Source organism: Cyanobium sp. ATX 6E8, from assembly GCF_024346335.1.
In the GTDB taxonomy this organism is placed as follows: Bacteria; Cyanobacteriota; Cyanobacteriia; order PCC-6307; family Cyanobiaceae; genus Cyanobium_A.
Window position 1 is genome coordinate 155510 of record NZ_JAGQCT010000004.1, and the last position, 21325, is coordinate 176834.

General features: G+C 68.6%; 21 protein-coding genes. 8 read left to right on the forward strand and 13 right to left on the reverse strand.

The annotated features are described in order from the left end of the window. Window positions 1–59 precede the first annotated feature (59 nt). Complete coding sequence (gene gltX, locus KBY70_RS05710) at window positions 60–1517, forward strand: glutamate--tRNA ligase (RefSeq protein WP_254987735.1); 1458 nt, start codon at window positions 60–62, stop codon at window positions 1515–1517. Here the strand turns inward: gltX and KBY70_RS05715 are convergent. From KBY70_RS05715 to KBY70_RS05725, 3 genes are read right to left on the reverse strand one after another with little or no spacing between them, the layout of a single operon-like run. Continuing rightward, the gene (locus KBY70_RS05715) at window positions 1449–2699 is read right to left on the reverse strand and encodes a cation:proton antiporter (RefSeq protein WP_254987736.1); all 1251 of its coding nucleotides are present in this window, start codon (window positions 2697–2699) and stop codon (window positions 1449–1451) included. The two genes, gltX and KBY70_RS05715, sit on opposite strands and share 69 nt — an antisense overlap. Then, window positions 2696–2938, reverse strand: coding sequence for a hypothetical protein (locus KBY70_RS05720; protein ID WP_254987737.1), 243 nt, complete (start codon window positions 2936–2938; stop codon window positions 2696–2698). Before KBY70_RS05720 ends, KBY70_RS05715 begins: the two co-directional genes overlap by 4 nt. Continuing rightward, entirely contained in the window at window positions 2896–3525 is a 630-nt protein-coding gene (locus KBY70_RS05725) for a DUF1643 domain-containing protein (protein WP_254987738.1), read from the reverse strand. Before KBY70_RS05725 ends, KBY70_RS05720 begins: the two co-directional genes overlap by 43 nt. Window positions 3526–3774: 249 nt before the next feature. Here KBY70_RS05725 and polA point away from each other — a divergent pair, with 249 nt between their 5' ends. Both polA and cysS read left to right on the forward strand, forming a co-directional pair. Then, on the forward strand, window positions 3775–6774 hold the full coding sequence (gene polA / locus KBY70_RS05730; RefSeq protein WP_254987739.1) for a DNA polymerase I: 3000 nt from the start codon (window positions 3775–3777) through the stop codon (window positions 6772–6774). Between the two features lie 11 nt (window positions 6775–6785). Further along, window positions 6786–8228 (forward strand): cysteine--tRNA ligase, encoded by a 1443-nt coding sequence (cysS, locus tag KBY70_RS05735; protein WP_254987741.1) that lies wholly within the window; start codon window positions 6786–6788, stop codon window positions 8226–8228. Between the two features lie 20 nt (window positions 8229–8248). Here the strand turns inward: cysS and KBY70_RS05740 are convergent, their stop codons facing one another. From KBY70_RS05740 to KBY70_RS05755, 4 genes are read right to left on the reverse strand one after another with little or no spacing between them, the layout of a single operon-like run. Continuing rightward, window positions 8249–8470, reverse strand: a complete 222-nt coding sequence (locus tag KBY70_RS05740; protein ID WP_233128638.1) for a hypothetical protein — start codon at window positions 8468–8470, stop codon at window positions 8249–8251. Window positions 8471–8529: 59 nt separating this feature from the next. After that, window positions 8530–9930, reverse strand: a complete 1401-nt coding sequence (locus KBY70_RS05745) for a sodium-dependent transporter (protein WP_254987742.1) — start codon at window positions 9928–9930, stop codon at window positions 8530–8532. Beyond that, window positions 9866–10597 (reverse strand): RluA family pseudouridine synthase, encoded by a 732-nt coding sequence (locus tag KBY70_RS05750; RefSeq protein WP_254987743.1) that lies wholly within the window; start codon window positions 10595–10597, stop codon window positions 9866–9868. The genes KBY70_RS05745 and KBY70_RS05750 overlap by 65 nt, the downstream gene beginning before the upstream one ends. Then, complete coding sequence (locus KBY70_RS05755; RefSeq protein WP_254987744.1) at window positions 10590–11531, reverse strand: DUF368 domain-containing protein; 942 nt, start codon at window positions 11529–11531, stop codon at window positions 10590–10592. The genes KBY70_RS05750 and KBY70_RS05755 overlap by 8 nt, the downstream gene beginning before the upstream one ends. Before the next feature lie 51 nt (window positions 11532–11582). Here KBY70_RS05755 and KBY70_RS05760 point away from each other — a divergent pair, with 51 nt between their 5' ends. Continuing rightward, entirely contained in the window at window positions 11583–12833 is a 1251-nt protein-coding gene (locus tag KBY70_RS05760; protein WP_254987745.1) for a 1-deoxy-D-xylulose-5-phosphate reductoisomerase, read from the forward strand. A 24-nt stretch (window positions 12834–12857) separates the two neighbouring features. Then, window positions 12858–13238: a (2Fe-2S) ferredoxin domain-containing protein gene (locus KBY70_RS05765; protein ID WP_254987746.1), complete on the forward strand. Its 381-nt coding sequence runs from the start codon at window positions 12858–12860 to the stop codon at window positions 13236–13238. Here the strand turns inward: KBY70_RS05765 and KBY70_RS05770 are convergent. From KBY70_RS05770 to KBY70_RS05790, 5 genes are all read right to left on the reverse strand, one after another. Then, the gene (locus KBY70_RS05770) at window positions 13192–14244 is read right to left on the reverse strand and encodes a YheT family hydrolase (RefSeq protein WP_254987747.1); all 1053 of its coding nucleotides are present in this window, start codon (window positions 14242–14244) and stop codon (window positions 13192–13194) included. The genes KBY70_RS05765 and KBY70_RS05770 overlap by 47 nt on opposite strands. Before the next feature lie 8 nt (window positions 14245–14252). After that, a complete protein-coding gene (locus tag KBY70_RS05775) occupies window positions 14253–15677 on the reverse strand; it encodes an NAD(P)(+) transhydrogenase (Re/Si-specific) subunit beta (protein WP_254987748.1) in 1425 nt (474 codons plus the stop codon). Then, window positions 15677–15982: an NAD(P) transhydrogenase subunit alpha gene (locus KBY70_RS05780; protein ID WP_094560956.1), complete on the reverse strand. Its 306-nt coding sequence runs from the start codon at window positions 15980–15982 to the stop codon at window positions 15677–15679. The genes KBY70_RS05775 and KBY70_RS05780 overlap by 1 nt, the downstream gene beginning before the upstream one ends. Continuing rightward, complete coding sequence (locus KBY70_RS05785; protein ID WP_254987749.1) at window positions 15982–17127, reverse strand: NAD(P) transhydrogenase subunit alpha; 1146 nt, start codon at window positions 17125–17127, stop codon at window positions 15982–15984. Before KBY70_RS05785 ends, KBY70_RS05780 begins: the two co-directional genes overlap by 1 nt. Window positions 17128–17260: 133 nt before the next feature. Beyond that, window positions 17261–17527: a hypothetical protein gene (locus KBY70_RS05790; RefSeq protein WP_315859694.1), complete on the reverse strand. Its 267-nt coding sequence runs from the start codon at window positions 17525–17527 to the stop codon at window positions 17261–17263. Window positions 17528–17575: 48 nt separating this feature from the next. On the opposite strand from KBY70_RS05790, the gene KBY70_RS05795 reads away from it, so the two are divergent. From KBY70_RS05795 to trxB, 3 genes are all read left to right on the forward strand, one after another. Continuing rightward, the gene (locus KBY70_RS05795) at window positions 17576–19027 is read left to right on the forward strand and encodes a DEAD/DEAH box helicase (protein ID WP_094560952.1); all 1452 of its coding nucleotides are present in this window, start codon (window positions 17576–17578) and stop codon (window positions 19025–19027) included. 123 nt (window positions 19028–19150) lie between these two features. Further along, on the forward strand, window positions 19151–19387 hold the full coding sequence (locus KBY70_RS05800; RefSeq protein ID WP_094560950.1) for a hypothetical protein: 237 nt from the start codon (window positions 19151–19153) through the stop codon (window positions 19385–19387). A gap of 117 nt (window positions 19388–19504) precedes the next feature. Beyond that, window positions 19505–20884, forward strand: coding sequence for a thioredoxin-disulfide reductase (trxB, locus tag KBY70_RS05805; RefSeq protein ID WP_094560948.1), 1380 nt, complete (start codon window positions 19505–19507; stop codon window positions 20882–20884). Here trxB and infA read toward each other — a convergent pair whose 3' ends face one another. Continuing rightward, window positions 20885–21151: a translation initiation factor IF-1 gene (gene infA, locus KBY70_RS05810; RefSeq protein WP_094560946.1), complete on the reverse strand. Its 267-nt coding sequence runs from the start codon at window positions 21149–21151 to the stop codon at window positions 20885–20887. It lies immediately after the preceding gene. Between the last annotated feature and the right edge of the window lie 174 nt (window positions 21152–21325).

Sequence of the window (21325 nt, forward strand, 5' to 3'; positions counted from 1 at the left end):
AATTAGGAGTTGTCCCTGTGGGTGCTGCGCAGTCCGTGGCAGGGCAAGCTTCTCGTCCAGTGCGTGTGCGACTGGCCCCGAGCCCCACGGGAACCCTGCATATCGGCACCGCCCGCACGGCGGTGTTCAACTGGTTGTTTGCCCGGCGCCAGGGCGGGCAGTTTCTGTTGCGCATTGAGGACACCGATAAAGAGCGCAGCAAGGCTGAATACACCACCAACATCCTCGACGGGCTCCAGTGGCTGGGGCTCCAGTGGGACGGCGATCCAGTGATCCAGAGCGCCCGCATCGCCGAGCACCGGGCCGCGATCCAGCAGCTGCTCGATTCCGGCCAGGCCTACCGGTGCTTTGCCAGCGAAGCGGAGCTCACCGCCATGCGCGAGCAGCAGGCCGCCGAGAAAAAAGCCCCCCGCTACGACAACCGCCACCGCGATCTCACGCCCGAGCAGCAGCAAGCCTTCATCGCCGAGGGCCGCGAAGCCACCATCCGCTTCCGCATCGACGACGACGCCACCATCACCTGGACCGACCTGGTGCGCGGCCCGATGCGCTGGAGCGGCAGCGACCTGGGCGGCGACATGGTGATCGCCCGCCGCGCCCCCGCCGATCAGATCGGCGACCCCCTCTACAACCTGGTGGTGGTGGTGGACGACGCCGCCATGGCGATCAGCCACGTGATTCGCGGCGAAGACCACATCGCCAACACCGCCAAGCAGCTGCTGCTCTACGCAGCCCTCGGCGACGAGCCTCCGGTGTTTGCCCACACCCCGCTGATCCTCAACCAGGAGGGCAAGAAGCTCTCCAAGCGGGATGGCGTCACCTCGGTGAGCGAGTTTCGAGCCATGGGCTACACCGCCGAAGCCCTCGCCAACTACATGACCCTGCTGGGCTGGTCGCCGCCGGAGGGCATGGGCGAGCGCTTCACCCTGGCCGAGGCGGCTGCGGTGTTCGACTTCGAGCGGGTCAACCGGGCCGGTGCGCGCTTCGATTGGGACAAGCTCAACTGGCTCAATGGCCAGGTGCTGCACGGCCTCGACCCCGAGACCCTGCGGGAGCAGCTGGCCCCCCTGTGGGCAGAGCACGGCTGGGGCACGGAGCCTGGCCAGGTCAACTCAGACCCCGCCTGGCAGATCGACCTCTGCAGCCTGATCGGCCCGTCCCTGAGCCTGCTCGCCGATGGGGTGGAGCAGGCGCGCCCCTTCTTCACCACCCCGGAGCTGCAAGAGGCTGCCGCAGCCCAGCTGGCCAGCGAGGGGGCCCGCCCGGCCCTCGCCGCGCTGCTGGAGCGGTTGCCCGAGCCCGCAACCAATGCAGCGCCAGACGGGGCGTTGGGCGCCCAGCAGGCCCAGGCCCTGCTGGGCGAAGCCTGTGCCGCCGCCGGGGTGAAGAGAGGCGTGCTCATGAAGAGCCTGCGGGCGGCGCTGCTGGGCACCCTGCAAGGCCCCGACCTACTGGCCACCTGGCTGCTGCTGCACCGCAGCGGCGCTGACCGCCTCCGCATCAGCCGCTGCCTCTGAGAGCCCCAACCTGCGGGCCAGGGGACCGGCGCTGAGGCCCTGCAGGCCCACGGTCAGCAGAATCGTCAGAAACACGAGCCCCTGCAGACGGCCGGCCCCCACCACCCCAGCCTGCTCCAGGCGGATCGCAAACAGGCTGGCCACGGCAGCCGTGACGATGCCGCGGGGGGCCAACCAGGCCAGCAGGGCCCGCTGGGGCAGGCTGAAGTTGAGGCCTGAGGTGGCCAAGCCGATCGCCACGGGGCGCACCACCAGCATCAAAACCAGCACGCAGGCCACCCCACCCCAACCCAGGGGGCTGAGCTCCGCCCAGCTCACATCGGCGGCCAGCAGGGGAAACAGCATCGTGATCGCCAGCTGGGCCAGCTGGCGGATCAGGGCATCAAGCTCGGCCGCATCGGTGTCGGGCCGGCGGCCCACCACCACCCCGGCCGCCACGGCCGCCGGCAGGCCCGATTCGGGCAGCAACAGCTCACAGCCGCTGAACATCAGAAACAGGCTGCCCACCGTGAGCTGCAACCGCACGGCCCCGGCCGGTTGGGCCGGAATGCGGCGCAGGGCTTCGGCCAGCAACCAGCCGCACAGAGCACCGATCGCCACCCCACCACCCAGCCGTTGCAGCAGCCCCAGGGCCAGCTCCCGCCAACCGTGCAAATCGCCCAGCGCCAGCTCCAGCAACAGCAGGGCCAGCACGGCCCCGATCGGCTCGAGAATCAGCCCCTCGCCTTCCAGCACCTCGCCCAGGGGCGGCGACAAGCGGATCTGGCGCACCAGCGGATTCACCACCGTGGGCCCGGTGGCCAGCACGATGGCGCTGAACACAGCCGCCAGCGACCAGTTGAGCCCTGCTAACCAGTGGGCGACCAACAGGCCAGCACCAAGGGCCAGCACCAGTCGCACCAACACGATGCGCAGCACCGCCTGCTTCGTGGCCTCGCCCGGGAGCCGCAGGTTGATGCCGCCGTCAAACAGCACCAGGCTCACCAGCAGGCCCACCACGGTGTCCAGGCCAGCACCCAGATCCAGGGGCTCCACCAGGCCAAAGCCAGAGCGGCCGATCACCAGGCCGGCACTGAGCAACAGCACCACTCCAGGCAGCCCGGTGAGCCAGGCCAGGGCCTGGGCGATCGCCCCGGAAAAAACAGTGACGCCCCAGAGCAGACCCAGCCGCTCAGGTGTCATTCATCGAGGGCGTTGAACTTGGGCTCCACGTGGATGCCGATCACGCCGCTGGGTCGCACCACCAGGTATTCGCCCTCGAGATCACCGATCGGCACGTTCACGAAGGTGTCGGGCGCCGAGGCCGTCAGCACACCGCCGTACCACTGCTGGAAGGCCTCCAGGGTCTGGAAGTGGACGGTTTCGGTCTGGCCGCCGCTCATGTGCAGATGCACGGCGTAGCGGCGGGGGATGCGGGACATGGCGTCGCTGCCGGCGGCGGGGGGACGGAGAACTCGGGCATGCCCACAGGATGCCCCAGAGCCTCAGGGTTGTGCCATGCCAGGCGCTGCAGCGCAACATCGCCGGCCACATAGAGGGGATGACGGGGCTGGCGAGCGGCCGTGAGCCCCAAGGTGCCCAGACGGCGACCCACCAGCAACGCAAGCACCACCTGATCCCGCCCCCGCCAGGCCCCCTGGTTGCCCCAGCCCAGCCAAAAGGTGGCCTCAGGATTCGCCACCAGGCGCCGCCGGATCCAGTCATCGCTGGCGCCCCCCACCGGATCCGCAGCGCGGCGCAGCACCGCGGGCGACGGGCTGACGCGGGCAAACAGATTGAGCACCTCCAAAGCGCCGTAGCCCCAACAGCGGGCAAAGCCCAGCAGCCGCCGCAGGGTGGGATCGTCGCGCCGGCCGTTGGCCCGCGAAGGATTGAGGCCGATGAAGATCAGCCGCGGCGCCGCCGGCTCCCACACCCGCTCCAGCCACCAGCGGTACTGGCCGCAGGGGCTGAAGGTGGCGGTGCTGGTGCTGGCGGTGGCCGTCGCCGTGGTCGTGGTCGCCTGCATGGTCTCGGCGTCTCCTGTCAAAATTGTGACCACAAAAAGAACCACATTTCTGAGAGGCGTCGACAAGAGGATCCCGACAACAGGGCCAGGAGAACAGGGCCCGGACAGTCGACGACACGGCACACCCAGTGCAGATTGGGCCCCGATCCCTAGCCTGAGCATGGCTGACCCCGTGGTGACAATCGCGGCATCCGAATTGCCCCCCTGAGCTCTGGCAGGCTGGCTCGACCCATCACCGCTTGCAGCACCGTGGCCCCTGGCACCAAGCCCCTGCTGCTGCTGATCGATGGCCACTCCCTGGCCTTTCGCAGTTTCTATGCCTTCTCCAAAGGCGGCGAGGGGGGCCTGAGCACGAAAGAGGGCATCCCCACGAGCGTCACCTACGGCTTCCTCAAGGCCCTGCTTGACAACTGCAAGGGACTCAAGCCCAATGGTCTGGTGGTGGCCTTCGACACGGCCGAGCCCACCTTCCGCCACGAGGCCGACGCGGCCTACAAGGCCCACCGGGACGAGGCGCCGGAGCACTTTTTTGCCGATCTGGCCAACCTGCAGCAAATCCTTGCCGAAAGTCTCGACATCCCCTTGGCGATGGCGCCGGGCTACGAGGCCGATGACGTGCTGGGCACCCTGGCCAACCGGGCTGCCAACGCCGGCTGGCGGGTGCGGATTCTCTCCGGCGACCGCGACCTGTTCCAGCTGGTTGACGACGAGCGCGACATCGCCGTGCTGTACATGGGCGGCGGCCCCTACGCCAAAAACAGCGGCCCTACGGAGATCCGCCGCGACGGCGTGATCGCCAAGCTCGGCGTCACCCCGGAGGAGGTGGTCGACCTCAAGGCACTCACCGGCGACAGCTCCGACAACATCCCCGGCGTCAAGGGCGTGGGCCCCAAGACCGCCATCAACCTGCTGAAGGAGTTCGAGCATGTGGACGGCATCTACGCCGCCCTCGACCAGCTGGCCGAGTCCGACGCCTCCCGCCCCAAGCCCGCCCAGAAGGCCCTCAAGGGAGCCCTGATCGACAAACTGCGCGCCGACCGCGAGAACGCCTACCGCTCGCGGATGCTGGCCGAAATCCTGATCGACATTCCCCTGCCCGCCGAGCCGCGGCTGGAACTGGGGGCCGTGAAGGCCGAGGCCCTGGCCGGCAGCCTCGAGGAACTGGAGCTCTACAGCCTGGTGAAACAAGTGCCCACCTTCGCCCAGCTGTTCTCGGCCGTGCCGCCGCAGCCCAGCGAGGGATCCAGCCCCGCGGGCGGTGCGGCCGTCACAGCCACCGCAAATCAGGTTTCAGGTTGTGAAACAGAACGTTCAACAGATCCCAATCAGCCGCTCAACACTGGGCTACCGGCCCTGCAGCCCCAGCTGATCACCAGCCCCGAGGCCCTGGCGACCCTTGTATCCCAGCTCAACAGCTGCACCGACCCCGGGCGGCCCGTGGCCCTGGACACCGAAACCACCAGCCTCAATCCCTTCCAGGCCGAGCTGGTGGGCATCGGCCTGGCCTGGGGCGACGGCCGGGCCGAGCTCGCTTACATCCCGATCGGCCACCACAGCCCGCAGGCGCCCGATCTGCTCAGCGAGCCGCCGGCAACACCGCCTCAGCTGCCCCTGGATGCGGTGCTCACCGCCCTGGCCCCCTGGCTCGCCAGCGCCGCCCACCCCAAGGCCCTCCAGAACGCCAAGTACGACCGACTGATCCTGCTGCGCCACGGCCTGCCGCTGGGCGGGGTGGTGATGGACACCCTGCTGGCCGATTACCTGCGCGATGCCGGCGACAAACACGGCCTCGAGGCCATGGCCGCGCGCAACTTCGGATTCACCCCCACCAGCTACACCGACCTGGTGCCCAAGGGCGCCAATTTTGCCGCCGTGGCAATCGCCGAAGCCGCCCTGTATTGCGGCATGGATGTGCACCTCACCTGGCGCCTGGCCCAGCTGCTGCGCCGCGAGCTCACGGCCATGGGCGAGGCCCTGCCCCAGCTGCTCGACCAGCTGGAGCTGCCCCTTGAGCCGGTGCTGGCCCTGATGGAGGCCACCGGCATCCGCATCGACACCGCCTACCTGGGCGAACTCAGCAGCGAGCTCAAAACCACGCTCGAGCGCCTGGATGCCGAGGCCAAAGCGGCCGCTGGGGTCGACTTCAACCTGGCCTCGCCGAAGCAGCTGGGCGAGCTGTTGTTCGACACCCTCGGGCTCGACCGCAAGAAATCCCGCAAGACCAAAACCGGCTGGAGCACGGATGCGGCGGTGCTCGAAAAACTCGAAGACGCCCACCCAGTGGTGCCTCTGGTGCTGGAGCACCGCACCCTCAGCAAGCTCAAGAGCACCTATGTGGATGCCCTACCGGTGCTGATGGAGCCGGAAACGGGGCGGGTGCACACCGATTTCAACCAAGCGGTGACGGCCACTGGCCGGCTCTCCAGCAGCAACCCCAACCTCCAGAACATCCCGATCCGCACCGAGTTTTCGCGGCGGATCCGCAAGGCCTTTCTGCCGGAGGAAGGCTGGAGCCTGATCAGCGCCGACTACTCCCAGATCGAGCTGCGCATCCTGGCCCACCTCAGCGGCGAGGAGGTGCTGGTGGAGGCCTACCGCACGGGTGATGACGTGCATGCCCTCACCGCCCGCCTGCTGCTGGAGAAGGACACGGTGACGCCGGATGAGCGCCGCCTGGGCAAAACGATCAACTTCGGCGTGATCTATGGCATGGGCGCCCAGCGCTTCGCCAGGGAAACGGGCGTCAGCCAGGCCGAGGCCAAAGACTTCCTCACCAAATACAAACAGCGCTACCCGAAGGTGTTTGCCTTCCTTGAGCTGCAGGAGCGGCTGGCCCTGAGCAGGGGCTACGTGGAAACAATCCTGGGCCGGCGCCGGCCGTTCCACTTCGATCCCAACGGCCTAGGCCGCCTGCGCGGCAAGGATCCCCTGGAGATCGACCTGGAGGTGGCCCGCCGCGGCGGCATGGAGGCCCAGCAGCTGCGGGCCGCCGCCAATGCGCCGATCCAGGGCTCCAGCGCCGACATCATCAAGCTGGCGATGGTCCAGCTGCATCGCGAGCTGGAGGCGGCCCAATGTCCGGCAAGGCTGTTGCTGCAGGTGCACGACGAATTGGTGCTGGAGGCGGCTCCCGAAGCGCTCGAGCCGGTGCTCACCCTGACGCGTGAAACCATGGAGCGGGCCGTAACCCTCTCGGTGCCCCTGGTGGTGGAAACCGGCGTCGGCCCTAACTGGATGGATGCGAAGTGACAGCTGGCCTAATGACCCTGAAGCTCACCAACACCCTCAGCCGCCGCGTCGAGCCGTTTGAGCCCCTAGTGCCGGGGGAGGTAAGCATCTACTGCTGCGGGGTGACGGTCTATGACCTCTGCCACCTGGGCCACGCCCGCAGCTACATCGCCTGGGATGTGTTGCGCCGCTACCTCAGCTGGAGCGGCTACCGGGTGACGTTCGTGCAGAACTACACCGACATCGACGACAAGATCCTCGGCCGCGCCGCCGAGGAGGGCAGCTCGATGGAAGCGGTGAGCGAGCGCAACATCGAGGCCTTCGTGGCCGACATGGCCCGGCTCAACATCCTGCCGCCGGATCGCATGCCCCGGGCCACCCGATCGCTCGATGCCATTCGCACCCTGATTGAGGAGCTCGAGGCCAAAGGGGCCGCCTACAGCGCTGATGGCGATGTGTACTTCGCCGTGATGAAGCACGCCGGCTACGGCAAGCTCTCCGGCCGCGATCTGGCCGAACAGCAGGACAATGCGGCGGGCCGGGTGGGCACGGAAGAGGAAGCCCGCAAGCAGCACCCCTTCGACTTCGCCCTCTGGAAAGGCGCCAAACCCGGCGAGCCCAGCTTCCCCTCCCCCTGGGGACCGGGGCGGCCGGGCTGGCACATCGAGTGCTCGGCGATGGTGCGCGAGGAGCTGGGCAACACGATCGACATCCACCTCGGTGGTGCCGATTTGATCTTTCCCCACCACGAAAACGAGATCGCCCAGTCGGAAGCAGCCACCGGCCAACAGCTGGCCCGCTACTGGCTGCACAACGGCATGGTGAACGTGGGCGGACAGAAGATGTCGAAATCCCTCGGCAACTTCACCACCATCCGCGCCCTGCTGGATTCGGGGGTCTCACCGATGACGCTGCGCCTGTTCACCCTGCAGGCCCACTACCGCAAGCCCCTCGACTTCACCGCCGAAGCCCTCGAGGCCGCCGCCACCGGCTGGAAGGGCCTCAACGCCGCCCTCGGCCTGGCCAGCACCGCAAGCGCCGCACCCGGCGCCACCCCAGAACTCGCCGCCGCCCGGGCGCGCTTTACCGCCGCCATGGACGACGACCTCAACACCTCAGCAGCCCTGGCGGTGCTGTTTGAGCTGGCCAAACCGCTGCGCGCGCTCGCCAACCGGCTGGAGCGGGGCGATACCAGCGCCGCTGCCGAGGCAACCAGCCCATCCCTGGCCGCCCAGGGCGAGCTGCTGCGGGAGCTGGCGGGGGTGCTGGGCCTCGAACCCGAAGCCGGCGATGCCGCCCAAGCCGCAACAGAAGGCCCCAGCACCGATGAGATTCAAGCCCAGATCGAGGCGCGCCAGGCCGCTAAGGCCTCCCGCAACTTCGCAGAGTCCGACCGCATCCGCAACGCCCTCAAGGCCCAGGGCATCGAGCTGATCGACCGACCCGGCGGCGTCACCGAGTGGCTGCGGAACTGAGTGGCTGCGCAGCTGAGGCGTCAGTCCTCGCCCCTGCCGGCTGCCGGCGCCTCCTGGCCCTGCATCAGCCGCTCGATCTTGCGAATCCGCTGCAGGGTGGCGATCCACACCTCCTTCTGAAACCCGGGCGGGCAGGTTTCCACCAGCGCTTCCAGGTCTTCCTTGCGCTCGAAGGCATCCCACAGCTGGCGCTCTAGCCGGGCCCGCTCGATGAAATTCCAGCGCTGGAAAAAAGCGTTCACGGGCCCAAGCCTCGGCAGCCCACGGAGCCTACGAAGCAGCGATGGAGCCGGGGGCAGCTTTAGCCCGTCCAGCTGTGCAGCAGATCGGCGATCGACACGGTCAAGCCCACCGCGATCGCCAGTGGCGACACCCAGCGCAAGCCAAACAACAGCAGCCGCTGCAGCCGCGGCGAGCTGTCGCAGCCAGCCAGGTCGGACTGCAGGCGCTGGGGGGCCACCCAACCCAGCAGCACCGCCATCGCCAACCCCGCGGCAATCAGCAGCACCCCACCAAACAGGGCGTCCATGCGCTCCAGCACCGTCACGTTGAGGGCGGCGGGCAGGCCCAGCAGGGTGATTGCCAGCACGCACAACCAGGTGGTGCGGCGTCGGCTCCAGCCCAGCCGTTCGATCAGCGAACTCACCGGCACCTCCAGCAGCGACACCGATGAGGTGATCGCCGCGATGTAGGCCAGGGCGAAAAACAACACCGCCACCAGCCGCCCGGCTCCCCCCAGCGAAGCCAGACCGGTGGGCAAGGCAATGAACAGGGCGCCCACCGTGCTGCCACTCACCACATCGCCCAGGCCAAAGCTGGCCACCACGGGGAAGGTGACGCAACCCGCCATCAGGCCCACGGCCGTGTCGAGCCCCACCACGCTCACGGCCTCGCGCGGCAGGGCGCTGCGCTGATCGAGGTAGGCCGCGTAGGCCAGGATGCAGCCGATGCCAGCACCAATCGAGAAGAAGGCCTGGGTGAACGCGTTGCGGATCGTGGTGGGATCGATCAGCTTGCTGGGATCCCAGCGCAGCAAAAAGCCCTGGTAGCCCTCCTGGGCGCCCGGCAGGAAGCTCGCCCAGATCGCCAGGGCCAGCAGCAACACAAACAGAAGCGGCACGCCCCAGCTGGTGAGCCGCTCAATGCCGCGCCGAATCCCGGCCGCCACCACCAGGCCGGTGAGGCCCATGCTCAGCACCTGGCCCAGCACCGCCGGGCCGCCGTTGCTGATGCCGACGAAATGGGCTTCCGCTGCGGCCATGTCAGCCGGCAGCTCGCGCAGCAGCGCCTCCACCAGGCTCAGGCCGGTCCAGCCCATCAGCACGGCGTAGTAAGCCAGGATCCCCACGGCCGCCGCCAGAAACAACCAGCCCAGCGGCGCCCAGCGGCGACCGCCAGCCGTGATCGGTGCCAGCAGTGGGGAGTGGCCTGTGCTGCGGCCCAGCACCATCTCGGCCACCAGCACCGGCAGACACACCAGGGCCACGATCAGCACGTAGAGCAGCACGAAGGCCGCCCCGCCCCCCTGGGAGGCCCGGTAGGCGAAGCCCCAGAGATTGCCCAACCCCACCGCACTGCCGGCGGCCGCCAGCACAAAGCTCAGGGCCGAGCCCCAGCTCTCGGGCGGGCGGCCCCGCTCAACGGCAGCAGGGTTTGGAGCTGAGGGGCTCGGGGCTGGCTGGCTTGAACGGGGGCGGACCATCCAGGGGGCTGCCGAAGTTGCCCCAGTGTCCGGCACACCGCAAGCGCAGCGGCGCCCCCGTAACGGGATGGCGCAGCCGCAGGCCGGCGGCATGGAGCAGCAGGCGTGGTGCTGAGGCCGGATCTCCATAGAGCGGATCGCCAAGCACCGGATGCCCCAGCCAGGCGAGGTGCACCCGCAGCTGGTGGGAGCGGCCGGTGTGGGGTTGCAGCAGCAGGGTGCTGCCAGACCGGCAAGGATCCAGCCGCCGCCAGCGGGTGAGGGCCGGTTTGCCGCCGGCCGCCACCGGCACCACGCCATAGCGGGGCGGCCGGGTGGCGAGGCGCGCCAGGGGCTGATCGATCAGGCCGCCACGGGCCGCCGGCACCCCCTGCACCCGCGCCAGGTAGGTCTTGTGCACGCGCCGATCGGCAAAGGCGCCACTCAGCAGTCGGTGGGTGTCGGCATCCCGGGCCAGCAGGATCAGGCCCGAGGTGTCGCGATCGAGGCGGTGCACCAGCCGGGCTTCGGGCCAGCGGCGCTGGGCGCGGCTGATCAGCGAATCAGCCAACTCGGGCCCCAGCCCCGGCTGGCTCAGCAGGCCCGACGGCTTGGCCAGCGCCAGCAGCCAGGAGTCGGCGTAGAGAAGCTGGGGCGCGGGAGAGGGCCCCAGCTGCAGCTTATCCACCCATCTCGGCCACGCCAACGCGCTGCTGCAGCCACTCCAGGCCCACCACCAGGGCCACGCCGAGGGCACCCAGCAGCAGGGCCACCACCAGGGCCCCCGCATCGGGGGGGGACGCCAGGGCATCGCGCAGCACCACCAACTTGCCCTTGGCGTTGGTGGCGCTTTCCAGCACGGTGCGGAAGGGCCAGATCTTCCAGAGCGAGCCGGCCATCACGCCCACCAGCAGGGCCACGGTCTGGCCATGCCAGCGCTGCAGCAACCAGCGCAGCAGCCGCACAAAACTGAGCAGCCCCACCACGCAGCCCAGGGCGAAGGGCAGCAGGGTCGGCAGGTCGAGGCCTTTGACGGCCTCCATCACGTGCTGGTACTGGCCCAGGATCAGCAGCAGGAAGGAGCCGGAAATCCCCGGCAGGATCATCGCCATGATCGCCACAGCCCCACTCCAGAACACAGTGAAAGGGTCGTGGGGCATGGTCACCGGCACCCGCGTGACGAACACCAGCGCCGCCGCCGCCCCAATCGCCATCGCCACCAGCCCGCTGGTGCCCCAGTGGGCCTGGCGGGCGATCAACACGATCGAGCCCACGATCAGGCCGAAGAAGAAGGCAAACAAAAAGACCGGGTGATCCTCGTAAAGCCAGGTGATCGGCCGCACCAGCAGCAGCACCGAAGCCGCCACACCAGCCAGCAGCGGCAGCAGAAAACCCAGCCGCACGCGGGCCGCCGCCGCCGCCCAGCTGCCCTGGCCGAGCAGGTTCAGCAGCTCGAGATCAAAACCGCTGATGGCCTCCAGCAAGGTGGCGTAGATGCCCAGGATGAAAGCCATCGAGCCGCCGCTGACGCCGGGCACCACATCGGCGGCACCCATGGCCAACCCGCACAGCAGCACGTAGGGCCGCGAAGGCTGGGCAGCCGGCGAACGCGCTTCGGTCATCGGGAGGGGGCGATGGGAGACTGAGTCGCCGAAACCTTAAGGGGACCCGCCGTGAAAGCCATCAGCGTGCTGGGCTCCACCGGTTCGATCGGTACGCAAACCCTGGAGCTGGCCGAGGAGTTTCCCGATCGTTTCCGGGTGGTGGCCCTCACCGCCGGCAACAACCTCGATCTGCTGGTGGAGCAAATCCGCCGCCACGCCCCCGAAGTGGTGGCGCTGGCCGATCCCGAACGCGTGGCCGAGCTGCGCGAGCGTCTTAACGCCCTGGAGCCCGCCGCCCGGCCGGCCCGGCTCCCCGAACTGCTGGGCGGCTCCGACGGCCTGTGCGCCGCCGCCGCCTGGCCCAGCGCCGATCTGGTGGTGACGGGAATTGTGGGCTGCGCCGGCCTGCTACCCACCCTGGCGGCGATCCGCGCCGGCAAGGATCTGGCCCTGGCCAACAAGGAAACCCTGATCGCCGCCGGCCCGGTGGTGTTGCCGGAGCTGGCGAAATCAGGCTCGCGGCTGCTGCCGGCCGATTCAGAGCACTCCGCCATCTTCCAGTGCCTGCAGGGCACCCCCTACGCCGAAACCGCGCGGCTCTCCACCGGCGTGCCCACCCCGGGCCTGCGCCGCATCCAGCTCACCGCCAGCGGCGGCGCCTTCCGCGACTGGGATGCCGCCGATCTGGTCAAGGCCACGGTTGCCGATGCCACCAGCCACCCCAACTGGAGCATGGGCCGCAAGATCACCGTCGACAGCGCGTCGTTGATGAACAAGGGCCTCGAGGTGATCGAAGCCCACTACCTGTTCGGGCTCGATTACGACGCCATCGAGATCGTCATCCACCCGCAATCGATCATCCACTCGATGGTGGAGCTGACCGATTCCTCGGTGCTGGCCCAGCTCGGCTGGCCTGACATGAAGCTGCCGATCCTCTATTGCCTCAGCTGGCCCGAGCGGCTCAACACCCCCTGGCGCCGACTCGATCTCACCGAAGTGGGCTCGCTCACCTTCCGCGCCCCCGACCCGGCCAAATACCCCTGCATGCAGCTGGCCTACGCAGCCGGCCGCGCCGGCGGCACCATGCCGGCGGTGATGAACGCCGCCAACGAGCAGGCCGTGGCCCTCTTCCTCGAGGAGCAGATCCACTTCCTCGATATTCCGAAACTGATCGACGTGGTGTGTGATCGCCACCAGGCCGACCTCACCGCCAACCCCTCCCTGTCCGACGTGCTGGCCGTGGACGCCTGGTCTCGTCAGGCGGTGCGTGAGGCTGCAGCCCGGTTGAACGCTCGCCCCACCGCCGCACTCCCCGCCTGAGCCAGCGCCAGTGGTGAAAACTTCGTGATCTCCCACCACCTGCTGCTCTGCGCCACCCCCAGCAAGGCGCTCTGCTGCCCCGATCCAGCCGTGGGGGCCGCCAGCTGGGACACCCTCAAGCGCCTGGTGCGCGAGCTGGGCCTGGAGGATCCGCAACGCGCCGAGGGGATCGTGCTGCGCACCAAGGCCGACTGCCTGCGCATCTGCGCCGAGGGCCCGATCCTGTTGATGTGGCCCGAGGGCATCGTCTACGGCGGCGTCACCCCCGAGCGCATCGAGCGGATCCTGCGGGAGCACGTGCTGGGCGGCACCCCGATTGAGGCCTGGATCCTCAAGCGCATGCCCTTCCGCGCGCCCCTCACCCAAGCCTGCTCGTCAGCAGCTGGTTCAGCCACCGCACCGTGAGCTGATCGCCCCAGCAGCTCAGTGGGGCATCGCCGACGCCATGGAAGCCGTTGTGGCCGCCACGGGCCGTGAACACCACCTCCACCCCGGATAGCGACTGGGCCGCCAGGGCCTGGGCACCGCTGACTGGCACCCAGGGATCGTCGAGGGCATGCAGCAACAGGGTGGGGGGCAGGGCCGGTGGGTCGCTGCTGCCGTCCCCATGGGCACCCAGCAACCGAGGCAGGGGCGAGGCCTCCCTGTAGTAGTGCTCCACCGAGCGGTAGCCCCAACGGGGGGCAGTGATGGCGGCGTCGAAGGCGCGGATCGTGCGGGGGTGATCTGGGCCCTCCAGCGCAAGGCGCTCGGCGGCGCTCACCCCGAAGGGATCGGCGAGGGTCTGGGCACAGAGCCGGCGCAGCAGCCAGCGCTGGTAGACGCGGTTGCGGGGCTTCTCAATCTGCTGGGAGCAGCGGGCTAGATCCAGCGGACTGCTGGTGCACACCAGCGCATCCAACACCCCCGGGGCGGCCAGGGCTGCGTTCAGCAGCATCGTGCCCCCCAGCGAAATCCCCACCCCCAGAAGCGGCCGCCCTCCGGCCTGCTCGCGCGCCCGCCGTAGCACCGGCAGGAGATCGCGGTCGCAGCGGGCCGCATAGGTGCCCGGCGCCAGGGGCCGGCCCGGGCCCGCCCCACGCAGATTCAACCGCCACACCCCAAAACCTGCAGCCTGCAGACTCAGACCCATCCGCCTGAGGCCTTCCCGCTCACTGGATCCCCCCAGCCCATGCAGCAACACCACCAAGCCCCGCGGCTCCGCCCGCTGGCCAGGAGCAACCGGCCGCGGCGGGTCGACCATTGCCAGCAGGGAGGCCTGATCCCCCACCGCCAGGGCCAGGGGTTCCCCCTGATCCGGCGGCAACAGGGGCGGCTTGAAGGTGTCCCGCAGGGTCTGCAGGTCGGGGCCGATCCAGGGCCAGCGCTGCTGGAATGGAGCCAGCCCCAGGCCCTGCACCAGCTCCGGCATCACCCGCTTCAGGCGGCCGCCTTCTTGCCCACGCCCATGCTGCGCAGCTCGCTGAGCAGGCCATTCAGCACCACCTTGGCATCGCCAAACACCATGGCCGTCTGGGGCAGCTCAAACAGGGCGTTCTTGATGCCGGCGTAGCCCGCTCCCAGGCTGCGCTTGACCACAAACACCTGGCGGGCCTGATCCACTTCGAGCACGGGCATGCCGTACAGCGGACTGCTGGAATCGCTCTTGGCGTCGGGGTTCACCACGTCGTTGGCGCCCAGCACGATCACCACATCGGTGCGGGGGAATTCGGGGTTGATCGTGTCCATCTCGAGCAGTTGCTCGTAGGGCACGTCGGCCTCCGCCAGCAACACATTCATGTGGCCCGGCATGCGGCCGGCCACCGGGTGAATCGCATAGCTCACCTCCACCCCATGGGCCTCCAGCAGCTTGGAGAGCTCCCGTAGAGCGTGCTGGGCCTGGGCCACGGCCAGGCCGTAGCCCGGCACGAACACCACCCGCTCAGCGGCCTCAAGCGCCAGGGCGCATTCCTCGGCGCTGCAGCTGGTGATGCGGGTGTAGCCCGCCTCGTCGCCGCCACCGCCCACGCTCGCGGCACCCCCGAGGGCGCCGCCGAACAGCACGCTCACCAGGGAGCGGTTCATGGCGGTGCACATCACCTGGGTGAGGATCAGGCCCGCTGCGCCCACCATGGCGCCGGCCACGATCAGCAGCTGACTGCCCACCACAAAGCCGGCAGCGGCAGCGGCCACCCCGGAATAGGAGTTGAGCAGGGAGATCACCACGGGCATGTCGGCCCCGCCGATCGGCAGGGTGACGCCAATGCCCAGCAAGCTCGAGGCCACCACCAGCAGCCAGAGGGGAGAGCCGGCCATCGCCCCAGGCAGGGCCAAAGCCCCCACCAGACAGGCCACCGCCAGGGCGATGTTGACGCCGTGGCGCAGGGAGCTCTGGGTCCAGCCGGGGGTGTCGATCCAGCCCTGCAGCTTGCCCATCGCCACGATCGAGCCGCTGAAGGTGATCGCGCCCACAAACACGGAGATCACGATCGAGATCTGCTCCACCAACCCCGGGGAGCCTCCCGAGCCGTAGAGCGCCACACCGAGGGCCACCAGCAGCGACGCCATGCCGCCGCAGCCGTTGAACAAGGCCACGGTTTCGGGCATGGCTGTCATCGGCACCCGCCGGGCGGTGACCAGCCCCAGCAACCCGCCCACGGTGGTGCCAATGGCAATCCAGAGCCAGGCCTGGGGGCTGAGGGGCTGCTGAATCAGCAGGCCCAGCACCGCCAGACCCATGGCCAGGGCGGCCAGGCCATTGGCGGAGCGGGCCGTGCTCACCTTGGAGAGGCCCTTGATGCCCAGGGCCAGCAGCAACACCGCCACCAGGTCGATCAGGGCGGGCAACAGATTCAGTCCGGCCATCAGCGTGCCCCCCCGGAGCGAGTCTTTTTACGAGAAAACATCGCGAGCATGCGGTCGGTGACCAGGAAGCCGCCCACCACGTTGAACAGGGCGAAGCCGAGCGACAGGGAACCCAACACCAACAAGGGCACCTGGCCGTTGGCCTGGCCGATCAGGGTGAGCGACGCCAGCATCGTGATGCCACTGATGGCATTGGCGCCACTCATCAGCGGCGTGTGCAGGGTGGGCGGCACCTTGCCGATCAATTCAAGGCCCAGCAGGCTGCCGAGCAGCAGCACCCACAGGGCTTGGGTCAGGGCACTCATCAGTTGGCTCCGGAAACGAGGTCGGGGAAACGGCAAGCGCCGGCGTGGGTGAGCAGGCAACCCGCCACGATCGGGTCCTCCTGGGTGATCAGCTCGTCGAGCTGGAAGCCGCCCTCACCGAGCACGTGCTCCACCAGGGCAGCCAGGTTGCGCGCGTAAAGGGCACTGGCGTGGTTGGCCACGGAGCTGGGCAACCCGTCGCCACCGATCAGCTGCACCCCATGGCGCTCCACGGTCTGGCCACACACCGTGCCGGCGCAGTTGCCGCCCTGGGCCACCGCCAGGTCCACCACCACCGAGCCGGGCCGCATCCCCGCCAGCATCTCCTCGGAGATCAGCCGTGGTGCCCGCCGGCCCGGCACCTGGGCGGTGCAGATCACCATGTCGGCAAGGGCCAGCTGCTCGGCCAGCTGCTGCCGCTGGGCCGCCAGGAAAGCCTCACTGGCCGCCTTGGCATAGCCGCCCGACTCGGCCGGGCGCTCCTCCTGCTCGGGCGGCGCCAGAAAACGCCCACCCAGGGATTCCACCTGCTCCTTGGCCGCCGGCCGCACGTCGCTCACGTACACCACCGCTCCCAACCGCCGGGCCGTGGCCAGGGCCTGCAGACCGGCCACCCCAGCACCGAGGATCAGGGCCCGGGCTGGCTGGATCGTGCCGGCGGCCGTCATCAGCATCGGCACGTAGCGATCGAGGGCCGCCGCCGCCAGCAGCACCGCCTTGTAGCCGGCGATGTTGGCCTGCGACGACAGCACATCCATGCTCTGGGCCCGGCTGATTCGGGGCAAAAGCTCCAGGGCCAGAGCCGAAACGCGGCGGGCCTGGAGCTGCTCCACCATCGCCGCCGCTCCGTAGGGGGCCAGCAACCCGGCCACGAGGGCGCCGGGCTTGAGCTGATCGAGCACCTCTGCAGCTGGCGGGTTAACGCAGAGCACCGCATCGACGCCCCCGCCAAGGCCGGCCCCAGACTCCACCAGGTGGGCGCCGGCATCGGCGTAGTCGGCGTCGGCAAACCCGGCAGCCAGGCCCGCCCCCTGCTCCAATCGAACATTCAGGCCGCGGGCCCGCAGGCGCCGCACCGTTTCTGGGGTAGCCGCCACTCGGCACTCCCCAGCACTGCGCTCCCGCAGGATCAAAACATCAGCCAAGTGGATCCCCAGAGGCCCTCTCGTTCTATTAGGGGGGAATGCCTCTGCTGGGGGCAACACACTGAAGGAAAATGTGCGCAGTTGCCCATCCCAGTTGCCCATCCAGCAGCTGCCCGGCCAACCCCGCAGGGAGTCAGAACAGGGGCAAGAGCTCCTGTTCCACGCAACTGGCCTGGGGCAGGGCGCCCTGGTGACGCAGGTGGCGGGCCCGCAGGATCATCGGATCGATGTCGCATTCCAGGGCCCAGCACTGGTTGAGATGGCGTTGCTGCTGGGCGAGGGGCCAGGCCCAGCCATTGGGATCGGAGCAGGGATGGGCCATGGCGAGCGCAGCGCAAACCTTCTGAATGGCCCGAACGTAGGCACGGCTGGGCTCAAACCCATAGGCCACATCACTCATTTGCCGCAAGCCTGCTGACGGCCCGGCCACCCTCGCCACAATGGCGCGATGGCCTTCCCCTCGTTTGATCTGGGCATCAAGGCGCCGGCAACTCCTGGGATCCGGCCCAGGCAGTGGCAGAGCCGCCTGATCCAGTTGCTGCGAGCCCGCCTGGTCAATAGCCAGCCGGGCGGTCACGACGTGCTGATTCACGCCGGCCCGGGAGCCGGCAAGACGCTGGGCGCCCTGCTCAGCTTCCACACCCTGCAGCGGGAGCAACGGCTCGATCGCTTTCTGGTGTTCTGCCACCGCAGCTCGATCGCCCGCCAGTGGCTGGCGGCCGCAGAACGCTTGAACCTGCGTTTGCGGGAGTGGGACCCCGAGCAGGGGCTGGCCGCCCTGGGGGCCCCCAGCGCCTGGGATGGACTGCTGTTGAGTTACCAGAGCGCCGGCCGGCACCGCAGCCATCTCGAAGCCAGGTTGCCCGAGGCCGGGCTCGGCCGCTGGCTGGCCATTGCCGATGAGGTGCACCACCTGGGCCTCGATCCGGACGAACCGGAAGCCGCCGCCTGGGGATTCGCCTTCAGCCAGCTCACCGCCGGAGCCCAGCTGCGACTGGGGCTCACCGGCACCCCCTTCCGGGCCGACAACCTGGCCTTCTGCGCCGCCCGCCGGGTGCGGGTGCAGGAGGGTGATGACGTGATCGAGCGGATCGTCCCCGACCTGAGCGTCGAACCGCGCCACTTGATCCTGGCCGGAGACGTGCGGCCGCTGGAATTCCGCTTTCAGGACGGCTGGGTGGAGCACGGCCGGCCCCAGGCCAGCGCCGATACCGAAACCTCGCCCCTCTCCGCCGAAGTGCGCGAGAGCTGGCGGGCCCGCAATCTGCGCCGGGCGATCCAACTGGGCGACAGCAGCAGCATTGCCCTGCGGCTGCTGCTCAATGCCCGCAAGCGACTGGAGCGGGTGCGCACCAGTCATCCCGAGGCGGGAGGGCTGGTGATCGCCCGCGACATCGCCCACGCCCGCCGCATCACAGGGCTCCTGGAGGAGGAGGGCGATCGGGTCCACCTGGTGCACTCCCAGGATCCGGACGCCGCCGCGCGCCTGGCTGCCTTCCAGGCCGGGGAAGCCGATTGGCTGGTGAGCATCGACATGTGCGCCGAAGGCTTCGATGCCCCGCGGCTGCGGGTGGTGGCCTACTTGACCACCGTGGTCACCCGCAGCCGCTTTGTGCAGGCGATCACCCGGGCCGTGCGCATGGATGGCCACCGAGCCGCAGTGGAAGGGGTGCCGCGGGATGCCTCCTTCGTGTTTGCCCCCGCCGACCCGCTGTTGATCCGCTACGCCCGCAGCTGGTCGCTCAGCGAGCCCTATCTGATCCGCGCCAAGTTGGTGGCCCCACTGAGCGATGCCGGCGGCCTTGCCCGGGGCGGCCAGCTCCCCCTGGAAGCGGTGGATGAGCACCTGGGAGAAGTGATCCGCATGGGCGGACCGCAGCTGCCGGGTTTTCTGCACTAAATGGCGCTATCCGTGCTGCAGAAATACAAGCATTTACTGCAAATACGCGACGTTGTGTCAACCAATACCTCATCCGGGCGCACGCCCCGGCAGCGTGGTTCCAACCAAGGGGGAGAGCGGAGCATGAACGCCGCAGTGAATCGCCGTCTCACCGTTGCCGTCAGCTGGGCTTTGGCCCGTCGCGCCACCCTCGACTGCCTCGAGCACTACGAAGAAAGCTTTGCGGTCACAGAAGAATTCCGTGAGTGGCTGCTCTGCCTGGAGGAGCATCCCGAACTCCTGGCCGCCAGCGTGTTGATGGTGCCCAACGACCTGGGCCAGGGCATTTGCCCGGAAAGCGACGGACTCCTGGAAATTTGAGTTAACTCAAAAAAATTTCGAAGATTGCAGCCTTGGCCTTTGCTGCTGCACGCCCCGGGCCAACACGCCCGAGCAGCCCATCCCTTAGGCTCAACTCATAGTCGATCCGCTTACGTCATGACCGCTCCGGGGCTGGCTGTCGAAAATCTGGTGATCGTGGGCTCGGGCCCCGCCGGCTACACGGCCGCGATCTACGCGGCGCGGGCCAACCTCAGCCCCCTGCTGATCACCGGCTTCCAGGACGGCGGCATTCCCGGCGGTCAACTGATGACCACCACCCACGTTGAAAACTTTCCCGGCTTTCCCGACGGCATCCTCGGCCCGGAGCTGATGGACCAGATGAAGGCCCAGGCCGTGCGCTGGGGCACCCGCCTGGTGGAGGCCGATGCCACCGCCATCGACCTCGCCCAGCGGCCCTACCGCATCACCGCGGAAGGCCAGACGATCGAAGCCCAGGCTGTGATTCTGGCCACGGGCGCCAGCGCCAACCGGCTGGGTCTCCCCAGTGAGGAACAGTTCTGGAGCCGGGGCATCAGCGCTTGCGCCATCTGCGATGGCGCCACCCCCCAGTTCCGACAGGCCGAACTGGCCGTCGTCGGCGGTGGCGACTCGGCCTGTGAAGAGGCGGTTTATCTCACCAAATACGGCAGCCATGTGCACCTGATCGTGCGCGGCGACAAGCTGCGGGCCAGCGGTGCCATGGCCGACCGCGTGCTGGCCAACCCAGCCATCACCGTGCACTGGAACCGTCAGCTGGCTGATGCCAGCGGCGGGGACTGGCTGGAGGCCATCACCCTGCGGGATGCCCACAGCGACGCCACCGAGGAGCTGGCCATCAAAGGCCTCTTCTATGCCATCGGCCACACCCCCAACACCCGTCTGGTGAAGGGCCAACTCGAGGTGGATGGCCATGGCTACCTGGTAACCCAGCCCGGCCGACCCGAAACCAGCCGCGAAGGCGTCTACGCCGCCGGTGACGTGGCCGATGCCGAGTGGCGTCAGGGCATCACCGCGGCGGGCAGCGGCTGCCAGGCAGCCCTCGCCGCCGAGCGCTGGCTGACCCACCACAACCTGGCAGTCACCGTCAGCCACGAGCCGGTGGACCCCGCCGAGGTGGGCGAACCCAAGCGCACCGCCGAAAGCGATGAGAGCAACTACGACCCCCAGGCTCTCTGGCAGAAAGGTGGATTTGCGCTGCGCAAGCTGTATCACGACAGCACCAGGCCCCTGCTGGTGGTGTACACCTCACCGAGCTGCGGACCCTGCCACGTGCTCAAGCCCCAACTCAAGCGCGTGCTCGATGAGCTCGGCGGTGCGGCCCAGGGCGTGGAGATCAACATCGAAGCCGATCAGGAGATCGCTGTGCAGGCCGGGGTCACCGGTACGCCCACGGTGCAGCTGTTCCACAACAAGGAGCTCAAGCAGACCTTCCGGGGCGTGAAGCAACGCAGCGAGTTCAAGGCCGCCATCGAAGCCCTGATCGGAGTGCCGGCCTGATCAGCGGCGACGCGGACCGCCGGGACGGTTGCCGCCGGGACGGGGACCAGCGGCCGCATTGCGCTCCCGGTAGGTGATGCGCCCGCGGGTGAGGTCGTAGGGGCTGATCTCCACCAGCACCTTGTCGCCTGCCAGCAGCTTGATCCGGAACTTGGTGAGCTTGCCCGCCGCCCGGCAGAGGCATTGGTGACCAGCCGGCTGCTCCAGGGTCACCAGGTAAAACCCGTTGCCCTGTTCCTTTTCAATCACACCGGAGGTCTCGATCATGCGGGGAGGCTGTCTTGGGAATCAATCGCTGCCAACAGCTTAATTGCCGCCCGACAGGCGATAGGGTCTCTGGTACTTGTGCCGTTCCGGCTTCGCCATGCTTCTGCCGCCTCTGTCAATAGATCTGGGGCTGCTGCTGATCTCCATCGGCGTGGTGAACCTCTGGAAAGCCCG

Excerpts from the sequence above, each read along its gene's own strand:
- KBY70_RS05715 (WP_254987736.1), bottom strand. The coding sequence starts at position 2,699 with ATGACACCTGAGCGGCTGGGTCTGCTCTGGGGCGTCACTGTTTTTTCC.
- KBY70_RS05720 (WP_254987737.1), bottom strand. The coding sequence starts at position 2,938 with ATGTCCCGCATCCCCCGCCGCTACGCCGTGCATCTGCACATGAGCGGC.
- KBY70_RS05725 (WP_254987738.1), bottom strand. The coding sequence starts at position 3,525 with ATGCAGGCGACCACGACCACGGCGACGGCCACCGCCAGCACCAGCACC.
- cysS (WP_254987741.1), top strand. The coding sequence starts at position 6,786 with ATGACCCTGAAGCTCACCAACACCCTCAGCCGCCGCGTCGAGCCGTTT.
- KBY70_RS05745 (WP_254987742.1), bottom strand. The coding sequence starts at position 9,930 with ATGGTCCGCCCCCGTTCAAGCCAGCCAGCCCCGAGCCCCTCAGCTCCA.
- KBY70_RS05755 (WP_254987744.1), bottom strand. The coding sequence starts at position 11,531 with ATGACCGAAGCGCGTTCGCCGGCTGCCCAGCCTTCGCGGCCCTACGTG.
- KBY70_RS05770 (WP_254987747.1), bottom strand. The coding sequence starts at position 14,244 with ATGCCGGAGCTGGTGCAGGGCCTGGGGCTGGCTCCATTCCAGCAGCGC.
- KBY70_RS05775 (WP_254987748.1), bottom strand. The coding sequence starts at position 15,677 with ATGGCCGGACTGAATCTGTTGCCCGCCCTGATCGACCTGGTGGCGGTG.
- KBY70_RS05780 (WP_094560956.1), bottom strand. The coding sequence starts at position 15,982 with ATGAGTGCCCTGACCCAAGCCCTGTGGGTGCTGCTGCTCGGCAGCCTG.
- KBY70_RS05790 (WP_315859694.1), bottom strand. The coding sequence starts at position 17,527 with ATGAGTGATGTGGCCTATGGGTTTGAGCCCAGCCGTGCCTACGTTCGG.
- KBY70_RS05795 (WP_094560952.1), top strand. The coding sequence starts at position 17,576 with ATGGCCTTCCCCTCGTTTGATCTGGGCATCAAGGCGCCGGCAACTCCT.
- KBY70_RS05800 (WP_094560950.1), top strand. The coding sequence starts at position 19,151 with ATGAACGCCGCAGTGAATCGCCGTCTCACCGTTGCCGTCAGCTGGGCT.
- trxB (WP_094560948.1), top strand. The coding sequence starts at position 19,505 with ATGACCGCTCCGGGGCTGGCTGTCGAAAATCTGGTGATCGTGGGCTCG.
- infA (WP_094560946.1), bottom strand. The coding sequence starts at position 21,151 with ATGATCGAGACCTCCGGTGTGATTGAAAAGGAACAGGGCAACGGGTTT.